This is a genomic window from Microbacterium sp. K41, from assembly GCF_004794395.1.
Lineage (GTDB): Bacteria > Actinomycetota > Actinomycetes > Actinomycetales > Microbacteriaceae > Microbacterium > Microbacterium sufflavum.
This window is the reverse complement of record NZ_SSDO01000426.1, coordinates 1-11822: the sequence shown is the minus strand read 5'-3', so window position 1 is coordinate 11822 and position 11822 is coordinate 1. Positions and strand designations below refer to the sequence as shown.

The following is an 11822-nucleotide window of genomic DNA, read 5'->3' as shown; positions in this document are numbered from 1 at the left end:
CCCGGCACCGGCGGATGTCATCCGGTCGGGGGAACGGGTGTCGCGGTGCTAGAGTCTCGTTGGTAAGGGATGCCTTACCTCAGTCTTCATCAGAGGGACACCGTCCGTGCTCGCCACCTTCCTCATCGGCCTCCGCGAGGGGCTCGAAGCCGCGCTCGTCGTCGGCATCCTCGTCGCCTACCTGCGGCGTCTCGACCGGCGTGATGCGCTCCCGAAGCTCTGGGCCGGCGTCGGTCTCGCGGTCGGGCTCGCTCTGGCCATCGGTGCGGTCCTCACCTTCGGCGCGTACGAGCTCACGTTCACCGCCCAGGAGCTGATCGGCGGCGGGCTGTCCCTGCTCGCGGTCGCGATGGTCACCTGGATGATCTTCTGGATGCAGCGGGCCGGACGCACGATGAAGGCGACCCTCGAGGGCGGCGTCGACCGCGCGCTCACCGCGGGCGGACTCTGGGCGCTCGTCGCGATCGGCTTCGTCTCCGTCGCCAGGGAGGGTATCGAGACCACCCTGCTGCTGTGGTCGATGGTGCAGTCGTTCGGCGACGCGCCCTCCGCGCTGCTGGGCGCGCTGCTCGGTCTGCTCGCCGCGGTGGCCCTCGGCTGGCTGATCTCGCGGGGCGCGCTGCGCCTCGACCTGCGCCGGTTCTTCGCCTGGACCGGCGGGTTCCTCGTGATCGTCGCCGCCGGCGTGCTCGCATACGCCGTCATGGATCTGCAGGAGGCGGGGGCGCTGCCCGGTCCGTTCACGGCCGCCGCGCCGATCGACGCGGCCACCGGCGCGGTCGCCGTGGGGGCGGCCGGCTTCCCGTTCGGCTGGGCCTTCGACGTGTCGTCGGCGATCGCGCCCGGTGGACCCCTCGCCGCCGTGCTGCAGGCCACCATCGGCTTCATGCCGGCCATGACCTGGCTCCAGGTGACCGCCTGGGTCCTCTACCTCGCCATCGTCGGCGCGTTCTACGTGCGTGGCCTCCGCCCGCGGCGTCGCTCCGCGGCACCGACGCCGCGCCCTCGCACCGAGGCGACCCCTCTCTCACAGCAAGGAGCATCATGACCATCTCGTCCCGGTCCCTGGGGGTGCTGGCCGTGACCGGCGCAGCCGTCCTCGTCCTGAGCGGCTGCGTCGCGAAGGAGGACACCGCGGCCACGGCCGCCTTCGACGTGTCGTCCACCGACTCCGACTGCGCGGTCTCGGCCGCCACCGCGGAGAGCGGCACCCTCACGTTCGACGTCTCGAACGACACCGACCAGGTGTCGGAGTTCTACCTGCTCGCGGACGACGGCCTGCGCATCGTCGGCGAGGTCGAGAACATCGCGCCGGCGGCGTCGCGTACGCTCACGGTCGTGGTGCAGCCCGGTGACTACTTCACGCTGTGCAAGCCGGGCATGGTGGGCGACGGCGTGGGCAAGGCCGCCTTCACCGTCACGGGCGACCCGGTGGCCGTCGACGGGCCGGACGCCGAGCAGAAGACGAAGGCGGTCGACCTGTACGCGGCGTTCGTGAAGGATCAGGTCGGTCAGCTCGTGCCGGCGGTGGAAGAGCTCGTGGCCGCGTACCAGTCCGGCGACGACGCGACCGCCCGCACGCTCTTCCCGCAGACCCGCGCCTTCTACGAGCGCATCGAGCCCGTGGCCGAGGCGCTGGGCGACCTCGATCCGCGCATCGACTTCCGCGAGGTCGACGCCGTGGCCGACGGGCTCGACTGGACCGGCTTCCACCGCATCGAGAAGGACCTGTGGGTGCCGGCGCAGGACGCCCTCAACGCCGACGGGGAGACGCCCGCGTGGCAGGGCTGGGCCCCGTCCACGCCCGAGGAACGCGCCGACTACGGCGACCTGCTGCTCGCCGACGTGCAGGAGCTGTACGACTACGTGCACTCCGACGACTTCACCACGACCCTGGAAGACCAGGGCATCGCCGGTGTCTCCAATGGCGCGATCGCGCTGCTCGACGAGGTCGCGACCGGCAAGATCTCCGGCGAGGAGGACTGGTGGTCCGGCACCGACCTGTTCGACTTCGCGGCGAACGTCGAAGGCTCCAAGATGGCGTTCTCCCTGGTGCAGGACTTCGCCACGGCGCAGGGCGACGACGGCGCCGCGCTGGTCGACGAGATCGAGTCGGGGTACGCCGCGCTCGAGTCGTCGCTCGCCACGCACGGCTCCCTCGCGGACGGGTTCGTCGGGTACGCCACCCTCACGGCGGACGACAAGCGCGAGCTGACCGACCTGATCAACGCCCTGGCCGAGCCGCTGTCGCAGCTGACCGCGACGGTGCTCGACTGACGGGACCGCAGAGGCGCCGGACATGACCGAGAGCGAACCGATCCGCGAACCGGAGGACCGGGCGGAGGCCGCACGCGTCGACGCTCCCGCGGGGCTGAGCAGGCGCGGACTGCTCGGTCTCGCGGTCGGCGGCGGGGTCGCAGGTCTCGCGGTCGGCCTGGGGGCGGGACTGACCGGCGGCGTCGCGCTCGGACGCGCCCGCGCCGCCGAAGACGCGCAGAACAGCTACGACTTCTTCGGCGTGCACCAGGCCGGCATCACCACGCCCGTGCAGGACCACCTGCACTTCGCTAGCTTCGACATGATGCCGCGCACCGACCGCGACGACCTGATCTCACTGCTCCAGGACTGGAGCTACGCGGCCTCGCGCCTCACGCAGGGACTGGAGGTCAGCGCGAGCGGTGCCGTCGGCGGCAGCCCGGAAGCCCCGCCCGACGACACGGGTGAAGCGCTCGGTCTGCCGTCCGCCGGGCTGACCATCACGATCGGGTTCGGTCCGAGCCTGTTCGAGAACGAAGCCGGCGACCGCTACGGCATCGCGGCGCAGCGTCCCGCAGGGCTGGAGCGGCTGCCCGCCTTCCTCGGCGACGACCTCGACCCCGAGATGTCCCACGGCGACCTCTGTGTGCAGGCGTGCGCCGACGACCCGCAGGTGGCGGTGCATGCGATCAGGAACCTCAGCCGGATCGCGTTCGGGCGTGCGCGACTGCGGTGGTCGCAGCTCGGGTTCGGCAAGACGTCCCGCACCACGGCGGCGCAGGCCACGCCGCGCAACCTGTTCGGCTTCAAGGACGGCACCGCAAACATCCTCGCCGACGACACCGCCGCGCTCGACGAGCACGTGTGGGTCTCCGCCGCGGACGATCCGGGCTGGCTCGCGGGCGGCTCGTACCTGGTCGCCCGGCGCATCGCGATGCTGATCGAGACGTGGGACCGGGTGCGACTCTCGGAGCAGGCCACCATCATCGGCCGCGACAAGGGCGAGGGCGCCCCGCTCTCCGGCGGCGACGAGTTCACCGAGCCCGACTTCCACGGCGGCGCGATCGACGCCCACAGCCACGTGCGGCTCGCGCACCCGACGCAGAACGACGGCGTGCGCATCCTCCGCCGCGGCTACAACTACGTGGACGGCAACAACACGCTCGGACGGCTCGACGCCGGGCTCTTCTTCCTGTCGTATCAGCGCGACCCCGCGCAGTTCATCACGCTGCAGCGCCGGCTGGCGACCGACCGCATGAACGAGTACATCCGCCACGTCGGGTCGGGGATCTGGGCGGTGCCGGCCGGCGCGAAGCCCGGCTCCTACGTGGGCGCCGAGCTCTTCGCCTGACTGGCCCTAGGACCCGAGCCGCGCGGCCTCCAGCACCTCGACGACGGACGAGGCCAGTGCGTCGGCTCCCGCGTGGTCGTCGGCGCTGATCGTCACCACAGCGTCATCGAGGAAGATCATCAGCTGCCCGTAGGCGCCGTGCAGCCGCCAGGCCCGTCCCGGTCCGCCCCACCCGGCGAGGGCGTAGCGGTCGTAGCCCGGGTTCACGCCGGCGACGACGCCGTCGCGGTGCATCGCATCGATGTGCTCCGGCGACACGAGCCGACGCCCCTCCCACGCGCCGCGGTCGCGGATCAGCCGCCCGATGCGCGCCATCTCCTCGGTGCGCAGCGCGAGACCGCCGCCCGCCTCGATGCGGCCGTGGGGGCAGCGGGTCCACCGCGCGCCGTGAATGCCGAGCGGCCCGAGCAGGCGGTCGTCGAGGTAGTCGCCCACGTCGCCGACGCGCGCGGCGAGGGCCGCCATGGCGGTGTAGGTGCTGGCATTGGAGTACTGGAAGACGCGCCCGCGGGAGGGGCGCCGCAGGAACTCCGCGGCGAGGTCGGGCCAGTCGGTCAGAAGTGTGGGCGACCAGGGCAGGTCGATCCCGCTCGACATCGACAGGAGGTGGCGCAGCGTCACCCGGTCGACGCCCGGCCCGAGCTCGTGATCGGGGAGGAGGTGCGCCACGGGCTCGTCGAGCGAGACCGCGCCGTCGTCGGCGGCGAGAGCCACGGCGAGCACGCACACGCCCTTCGCGACCGACTGGATGTCCTCTCGCACGTCCGGCGCCCAGCGGTGCTCGGCGGTGCCATCGCCCGCGCGCACGTGGAGGCCGTGTGCGCGGAAGCCGGTGTCCTCGATGATCGCGACCAGGCTGTCCTTCACGGAGAGGGCGTCGGCTCCGGGGGCGCCGCTCATCGGGGACGACGCGAGCCGGTCGGGTCGTTCCTGCGACCCTCGCGCGCGGCGAGCTCGGGATCGGAGAACAGCCAGCGCGGGCGCGGCTCCACGAGCGGGCGGAACAGCCGTCGCACGGGCTTGGTGGCCAGCAGCAGCGCGAGGACCACCGAGAGCGCGGTCACGAGCGGCAGCCAGAACCAGGTCGGCTCGAGGTCGCGCAGCACACCGCTCTCCCGGAAGGGATAGAGCACGAACGAGTGCAGCAGGTAGACGTACATCGTGTACTGGCCGAAGGTCGTCCACCAGTACGAGCCGCGGGGGATCAGCGCGAAGAACGCCGCGCACAGGACGACGGCGAGCAGCATGAGGGCGACCCGGATCGCGCCGGCCCACCACTGCGTGCCGACCAGGTCGGAGTAGGAGGCCTCGTAGAACAGCCATTCGCGCAGGTCGGCGGCCTGCCACAGCGGAAGCCAGTTCCAGGCGGCCCACCCGGTCGCCGCGAAGACGCCGATCGCCGCCGCGCGGATCCACCAGGGGCGGAAGTCCAGCAGGCGCAGCCGGTTGACGATGTCGTGCTCGCGCAGCCACCAGCCGAGCGTGAAGAAGGGGAGGAGGCCCAGCGTGCGGGACAGCGAGAAGGTGCTGTCGACGTTGGAGAGGTAGCCGGCGCCGATCGAGATCACGACGGTCCACAGCAGCGGCCAGCGCAGCAGTGCGAGGTAGGGGAGGACGAGGCGGAAGATCGCCAGCGCCAGGAGGAACCACAGTGTCCAGCTCGGTTTGGTGAAGTTCGGGGTGGCCTGACCTTCGACGAGCCACTTGGTGAGGGTCCACAGCGTCTCGAAGATCACGTAGGGCAGGACGATGTCGGTGATCACCCTGGCCATCTGCGTCCTGGTGGGCGAGCCCGACTTGGAGAAGTAGCCGGAGATGATCGCGAACGCCGGCATGTGGAACGCGTACAGCGCGAGGTAGAACGCGAACGCGATGTCGGAGTCGTAGATGAGCCGCTGGATCGCATGGCCGAGCACGACGAGGACGATGCACGCGTAGCGGGCGTTGTCCCAGAACGGCACGCGCCGGCGCTTCCGCGGGACGGACCCGGTGGCGGGCCCCGTGATGTCGGCCCCGGTGGTGCTCATCCTCCGAGGCTACAGGCGCGGGAATAAAGTTGCCGTGCACGCGTTGACACGATTACATTCAAATGAATAGAACCGGGTGGCACGATCATCGGGTTCGGAGAACACGGAGCAATCATGAGCGAGCAGTCAGGCGCGCAGGCGATGCAGTTCGGCATCATGTCGGTCAGCGACATCACCCGCGACCCCACCACGGGCGTCACCCCCAGCGAGCAGGAGCGCATCAAGGCCACGCTGGCCATCGCCACCCACGCCGAGGAGGTGGGCCTCGACGTCTTCGCGATCGGCGAGCACCACAACCCGCCGTTCTGGTCCTCCAGCCCCACCACGTTCCTGGCGGCGCTGGCCGCGCAGACCGAGCGGCTGATCGTCTCGACGTCGACCACGCTCATCACCACGAACGACCCCGTGCGCATCGCCGAGGAGTACGCGATGCTGCAGCACGTGTCCGACGGCCGCATGGACCTGATGCTCGGGCGCGGCAACACCGGCCCGGTGTACCCGTGGTTCGGACAGGACATCCGTCAGGGCCTCCCGCTCGCGATCGAGAACTACGCCCTGCTGCACAAGCTGTGGCGCGAGGACGTCGTCGACTGGGAGGGCAAGTTCCGCACCCCGCTGCAGGGCTTCACGTCGACCCCGCGCCCGCTCGACGGCATCCCGCCGTTCGTGTGGCACGGATCGATCCGCACCCCGGAGATCGCGGAGCAGGCCGCCTACTACGGCGACGGGTTCTTCGCGAACAACATCTTCTGGCCGAAGGAGCACTACCAGCGCCTGATCGAGCTGTACCGCCAGCGCTTCGAGCACTACGGCCACGGCACGCGCGAGCAGGCCATCGTCGGACTCGGCGGGCAGGTGTTCATGGCCGCGAAGTCGCAGGACGCCGTGAACCAGTTCCGGCCGTACTTCGACAACGCCCCCGTGTACGGCCACGGCCCGAGCATGGAGGACTTCACCGAGATGACGCCGCTGACGGTCGGTTCGCCGCAGCAGGTCATCGACCGGTACGCGGGCATGCGTGAGCACTTCGGTGACTACCAGCGCCAGCTCTTCCTGATCGACCACGCCGGCCTTCCGCTGAAGACGGTGCTCGAGCAGCTCGACATCCTCGGCTCCGAGGTCGTGCCGGTGCTGCGCAAGGAGCTCGCGAAGGACCGTCCGGCCGGCGTGCCCGACGCCCCGACGCACGCGGCGCGCGTGAAGGCCGAGTTCGGCGACGGCCCCACGCGTCAGGCGCGACCCGGCGCCAACCGGGGCGACAACCTCACGGGCGACTCGCCCTACCAGGACACCCCGGCACCCGCGGGTGCCGCGTTCGGACTCGGCCGGAAGGAGGCCTGACATGACCACGCGTCGCATCGCCGTCGTCTCGGCCGGCCTGTCGAACCCCTCGTCCACGCGGATGCTGGCCGACCGGCTCGCCGCCGAGACCGTCAAGGCGCTCGCCGAGCGCGACATCCAGGCCACGGTCGACGTGATCGAGCTGCGTGACTACGCGCACGACATCACCAACAACCTGCTCACGGGCTTCGCGCCGCCCGCCCTGGAGACCGCGATCAACACGGTCGTCTCGGCGGACGCGCTGATCGCCGTGACCCCGATCTTCTCGACCAGCTACTCCGGCCTGTTCAAGTCGTTCATCGACGTGCTCGACCCGGACGCGCTGACCGGGAAGCCCGTGCTGATCGGCGCCAACGCGGGCACCCCGCGGCACTCGCTCGCGATCGACTACGCGATCCGCCCGTTGTTCGCCTACCTGCATGCGGAGGCCGTGTCGACCGGCGTGTTCGCGGCGTCCAGCGACTGGGGCGGCGCGGGCGACGACGTGGCCCCGCTCGCCAAGCGCGTCGAGAAGGGTGCCAGGGAGCTGGCCGAGGCGGTCGCCCGCCGCGAGGCGGCCACGGTCGTCGACCCGTACGACCCGGCGACCTATCTCGGTGAGGGTCGATCGTTCGGACACATGCTCGGCGGCCTCGCGGGCGAGTGACCCCGCACCGACGTCCGCGCCCCGTTCCCGTGGAGACACGGGGACGGGGCGCGCGTCACCGCCCAGCCGGTCCCCGCCGCCAGGTGTACTCGGTCTCGGGTCGACCGCGCGTCCCGTAGCGGGCACCGCGCACCGCCACGCCCTCGACGACCAGGTGCTCGAGGTAGCGGCGCACGGCCACGCGTGACAGTCCGAGGCGCTCGGCGGCCTCGCGCGCGGAGAGCGGTCCGCGGGCGCGCAGCTCCGCCGTCACGCGCTCCAGCGAGGTCGCCGACAGCCCCTTCGGCAGGACGATGGCTCCGGTCGACCGACTCAGCAGCGCGTCGATCTCCGCCTGCGTCGCCGGGCCCGTCGTCCCGTGCGCCTGGGCACGATACGCCCGGTACTGCTCCAGCCGCTCCTGGAACACCGCGAACGCGAACGGCTTCACGAGGTAGTGGAAGACGCCGAGTGCCGCCATCTGCCGCACGGTCTCCGCGTCGCGCACGCCGGTGATCGCGATCACGTCCAGCGCCGCACCGCTCGCGCGGAGCGCGCGCAGCACCTCCAGTCCGGATCCGTCCGGCATCGTCACGTCGAGCAGCATCAGATCGAACGCGCCAGCGCCGGGTCGCTCCCGCACGGCCGTGAGAGCCGCGCGCGCTCCCGTGCACTCACCGGCCACCGCGAAGCCGTCCAGCCGCGCGAGGTAGGTGCGATGCAGCTCGAGGGTCAGCGGGTCGTCGTCGACCAGCAGGACGCGGATCACGACCTGCTCCCGCGTGACGATGCCGACGGAAGGGTCACCCGGAACACCGTCGGCGGGCCCGCCACGGTCACGTCCCCGCCGGCCTCCCTCACGACGGAGCGGACGAGGGCCAGCCCGATGCCGCGCCCGTGCGGCCCCGCGGGCTTCGTCGTGTACCCCTGGGCGAAGATCCGCTCCCGCTGATCGACCGGGATCCCCGGGCCGCTGTCCGCCACCTCCAGCACGATGCCGCCATGATCGCCGCGCCGCAGCGACACCCGCACCCAGCGGTCTGCGGATTCCGCCGCGGCATCCATCGCGTTGTCGACCAGATTCCCGAGCACAGCCACCGCGTCGACGGGCGCCAGCGGGGTGCGCGGGGTGTCCGGGGCGATGTCCATCCGCCAGTCGATGCCGCGCTCGCGCGCCTGCGCGGCCTTGCCCAGCAGCAGTGCGCCCACCGCGGGGTCGCCGTGCTGCCGCGCCGTGACCTGGTCCACGAGGGACTGGCTCTGCCGGGACGTCTGCGTGAGGATCTCGATCGCCTCGTCGCGGCGGTCGAGTTCGAGCAGCGCCACCGCCGCGTGCATGCGGTTGCCGTGCTCGTGCGTCTGCGCCCGCAGCGCTTCGCCGAGGGTGCGCACCGACTCATAGGAGGAGACCGCGTCGCGCAGCTCCCCGGGCGGCAGGTCGCCCGCGAACCGCCGCGTCACCCGACGGGCGAGCAGGGCACCGCCCACCCCGAGCAGCACCAGTCCCGCCGTGATGGCGAGCGACAGCGGCAACCGCCGCACCAGGGTCTCGGAGATGGTCTCGGTCGTCACCCCCGTGGCGACCCAGCCCACCAGGGTGCCGTCATCATCGACAACAGGGACGATCGTCCGCACGGACGGACCGAGCGTGCCGCGGAACTCCTCGGTGAGCACGCGCGGGGTGGACGGGACCGTCCCGAGGTACGGCGCACCGATCTGAGTCGGATCGGGATGGGTGAGGCGCAGACCCTCCGGCGTCATGATCGTGACGAAGTCCAACCCCGCCCTGTCGATGACCTCCAGCGCGTACGGTTCGAGCGACGCGCTGGCGCTCGCCGTATCGCCGCGGGTGAGCAGTGCGACCACGTCCGGTGCGGAGGCGAGGGCGGCGGCTGTGGCGGCGGTGAGCCGTTCGGCCTCGGAGCGGACGGCACGCTGCGCCTCCACCACGAGGAACAGCGCGACGAGCGCGCCGACGACCACGGCGGTCACCACGAGCGCCGCGAACACCCGCGACGCGGCGCTGCGGCCTGGGGAGGCGTGCGCCATCCCGTTCCTCCGATCGTCGACGGGTCCGGCAGGGACCAATACGACCACAAATGGCGTCGTCGTGCGAGCGCGGAGACCGTGGAAGGGGTCGGGGGCACAGAGGCCACCGGCTCGGACGACGACGTCGACACGAGGAGGACGCATGGCGCTCACGACGGGATTCTCCCTTCCCCGGTTCCACTGGCGGCGAGGCAAGCAGGCCTGGGACCGCCACACCTGGCTGTACGTCTCGGTGATCATCGCGGTGGTGCTCGGCGCGGTCGTCGGGCTGGTCTGGCCGGAGGTCGGACGCGGGTTCGAGCCGCTGGGCACGGGATTCGTCGCGCTGATCAAGATGATGATCGCGCCGATCATCTTCTGCACGATCGTGGTCGGTGTCGGTTCGATCGCGAAGGCGGCGACGGTCGGGAAGATCGGCGGTCTCGCGCTGCTCTACTTCATGGTCATGTCGACCTTCGCGCTCGCGATCGGCCTGATCGTGGGGAACATCATCCACCCCGGCTCCGGGCTCGACATGGCGAACGCCAGCTATCAGACGGAGACCACGGAGGCCACGACGACGCAGGAGTTCCTGCTCGGAATCATCCCCGCGACGTTCTTCTCCGCCTTCACGGGCGAGAGCGTGCTGCAGGTCCTCTTCATCGCCCTGCTCACCGGGTTCGCGCTGCAGGGGCTGGGTGAGCGCGGAGCCCCGATCATGGAGGCGGTCAAGCAGCTGCAGAAGCTCGTGTTCCGGATCCTCGGCATGATCCTGTGGCTGGCCCCCATCGGCGCCTTCGGGGCGATCGCGGCCGTCGTGGGCAAGACGGGGGTGGCCGCGATCTGGAGCCTCGGGATCCTGATGGTGGCGTTCTACATCACCTGCATCGTCTTCATCCTCGTGGTGCTGGGGACGCTCCTGTGGGCGGTCACCAGGGTCAACATCCTGTCGCTCATGAAGTACCTGGCCAGGGAGTACCTGCTGATCGTCGGCACGTCGTCGTCGGAGTCCGCGCTGCCGCGCCTGATCGCGAAGATGGAGCACGTCGGGGTCTCCAAGCCCGTCGTCGGCATCACCGTGCCCACCGGCTACTCGTTCAACCTCGACGGCACCGCGATCTACCTCACGATGGCGTCGCTGTTCATCGCGACCGGGATGGGCCAGCCCATGTCGATCGGGGAGCAGATCGGCCTGCTGGTGTTCATGATCATCGCGAGCAAGGGGGCGGCGGGCGTCACGGGAGCGGGCCTGGCGACGCTGGCCGGCGGGCTGCAGGCGTACCGGCCCGACCTCGTCGACGGCGTCGGCGTCATCGTCGGCATCGACCGGTTCATGTCCGAGGGGCGGGCGCTGACGAACTTCACCGGCAACGCGGTCGCCACGCTGCTGATCGGCACCTGGACCAGGCAGATCGACCGCGACCGCGTACGCCGGGTCCTGAGCGGCGAGCTGCCGTTCGACGAATCACGACTCGACGGGGTGGACGCCCACGCGGCGCCGCACCCGCAGGCCACCGACGTCCAGGGACTGCACGAGGCCGCCGTCACCGAGATGTCCGCGAAGGAGGAGCGCGCGCGCAACCGGGCCCTCGGCGGATGACACGGGCGGGACAGGGATGCGGGAGCCGGTGATCACCGGCTCCCGCATCACCGCGGTCAACCGCTCTTGCGTCGGAACTCGCGTCGCGTCTGCGGGGCGTTGGCGGCGTGGACGGCGGAGTCGCCGTCGAGGTGGGCCTCGCCCTGCCGGTGGTGCGCGTTCTTCTTCTCGAGCGCTTCCTTGAACTTGCGCTTCATGTCCTCCGAGGAGGAGGCGCCTTCTTCGGTGCTCATGCCCCCGAGCCTAGGGCACCGTCGTCGCGCGCGGGGAGTCGGCCGCGGCGTCGCGCGGCGACCCGGTCCACAGCGAGTCCGAGCGCCACGGCCACGACGATCGACACCGGCACCGCGACCAGCGGCCCCCCGGGGAGCACCGCGGCGATCAGGGCGCCGACCGCGGCCTGGTACACCGCCCACCCGGTCGCCGCGACGACCACCAGGGGGAAGTAGCGCAGGGGTCGCACATGCGAGGCTCCGGCGACGAGGTTCACCGCGAGCCGCGCGAAGGGCACGAAGCGCGCCGTGAACAGCACCGTGGCCGCGCCGCGGTCGAGGCGCCGTCTCGCGCCGTCCAGCGCCTGCCGCACGCGCGGCG

The 11822-nt window shown here is 71.2% G+C and carries 11 protein-coding genes and 1 pseudogene; 6 read left to right on the top strand and 6 right to left on the bottom strand.

Annotation, left to right across the window (positions count from 1 at the left end; genetic code table 11):
- Positions 1-106: 106 nt before the first annotated feature.
- Genes efeU through efeB form a run of 3 tightly spaced genes read left to right on the top strand, consistent with a single transcriptional unit; the run spans position 107 to position 3607 of the window.
- The gene (gene efeU / locus DW309_RS13430; protein ID WP_136045658.1) at positions 107-1048 is read left to right on the top strand and encodes an iron uptake transporter permease EfeU; all 942 of its coding nucleotides are present in this window, start codon (positions 107-109) and stop codon (positions 1046-1048) included.
- The gene (gene efeO, locus DW309_RS13425) at positions 1045-2277 is read left to right on the top strand and encodes an iron uptake system protein EfeO (RefSeq protein WP_136035064.1); all 1233 of its coding nucleotides are present in this window, start codon (positions 1045-1047) and stop codon (positions 2275-2277) included. The genes efeU and efeO overlap by 4 nt, the downstream gene beginning before the upstream one ends.
- Before the next feature lie 22 nt (positions 2278-2299).
- The gene (efeB, locus tag DW309_RS13420) at positions 2300-3607 is read left to right on the top strand and encodes an iron uptake transporter deferrochelatase/peroxidase subunit (RefSeq protein ID WP_136035062.1); all 1308 of its coding nucleotides are present in this window, start codon (positions 2300-2302) and stop codon (positions 3605-3607) included.
- A 6-nt stretch (positions 3608-3613) separates the two neighbouring features.
- On the opposite strand, the gene DW309_RS13415 is transcribed toward efeB, so the two are convergent.
- Both DW309_RS13415 and DW309_RS13410 read right to left on the bottom strand, forming a co-directional pair.
- Positions 3614-4507, bottom strand: a complete 894-nt coding sequence (locus DW309_RS13415) for a serine hydrolase domain-containing protein (protein WP_136045657.1) — start codon at positions 4505-4507, stop codon at positions 3614-3616.
- A complete protein-coding gene (locus DW309_RS13410; RefSeq protein ID WP_136045656.1) occupies positions 4504-5634 on the bottom strand; it encodes an acyltransferase family protein in 1131 nt (376 codons plus the stop codon). Before DW309_RS13410 ends, DW309_RS13415 begins: the two co-directional genes overlap by 4 nt.
- 114 nt (positions 5635-5748) lie before the next feature.
- On the opposite strand from DW309_RS13410, the gene DW309_RS13405 reads away from it, so the two are divergent.
- Together DW309_RS13405 and DW309_RS13400 are read left to right on the top strand one after the other, a co-directional pair.
- A complete protein-coding gene (locus DW309_RS13405) occupies positions 5749-6975 on the top strand; it encodes an LLM class flavin-dependent oxidoreductase (protein ID WP_136035057.1) in 1227 nt (408 codons plus the stop codon).
- A 1-nt stretch (position 6976) separates the two neighbouring features.
- The gene (locus tag DW309_RS13400) at positions 6977-7621 is read left to right on the top strand and encodes an FMN reductase (protein ID WP_136035054.1); all 645 of its coding nucleotides are present in this window, start codon (positions 6977-6979) and stop codon (positions 7619-7621) included.
- A 55-nt stretch (positions 7622-7676) separates the two neighbouring features.
- On the opposite strand, the gene DW309_RS13395 is transcribed toward DW309_RS13400, so the two are convergent.
- Together DW309_RS13395 and DW309_RS13390 are read right to left on the bottom strand one after the other, a co-directional pair.
- Entirely contained in the window at positions 7677-8369 is a 693-nt protein-coding gene (locus DW309_RS13395) for a response regulator (protein ID WP_136045655.1), read from the bottom strand.
- Positions 8366-9649 carry a sensor histidine kinase gene (locus DW309_RS13390; RefSeq protein ID WP_136045654.1) on the bottom strand — a complete coding sequence of 428 codons (1284 nt, stop codon included), beginning with the start codon at positions 9647-9649 and terminating at the stop codon, positions 8366-8368. Before DW309_RS13390 ends, DW309_RS13395 begins: the two co-directional genes overlap by 4 nt.
- A gap of 142 nt (positions 9650-9791) precedes the next feature.
- On the opposite strand from DW309_RS13390, the gene DW309_RS13385 reads away from it, so the two are divergent.
- Positions 9792-11228, top strand: a complete 1437-nt coding sequence (locus tag DW309_RS13385; RefSeq protein ID WP_136045653.1) for a cation:dicarboxylate symporter family transporter — start codon at positions 9792-9794, stop codon at positions 11226-11228.
- A gap of 56 nt (positions 11229-11284) precedes the next feature.
- Here the strand turns inward: DW309_RS13385 and DW309_RS19685 are convergent, their stop codons facing one another.
- Together DW309_RS19685 and DW309_RS13380 are read right to left on the bottom strand one after the other, a co-directional pair.
- Positions 11285-11461 carry a DUF5302 domain-containing protein gene (locus tag DW309_RS19685; protein WP_168387276.1) on the bottom strand — a complete coding sequence of 59 codons (177 nt, stop codon included), beginning with the start codon at positions 11459-11461 and terminating at the stop codon, positions 11285-11287.
- Positions 11458-11822, bottom strand: a pseudogene (locus DW309_RS13380) (hypothetical protein); the annotation flags it as partial. The pseudogene DW309_RS13380 and the gene DW309_RS19685, both read right to left, overlap by 4 nt.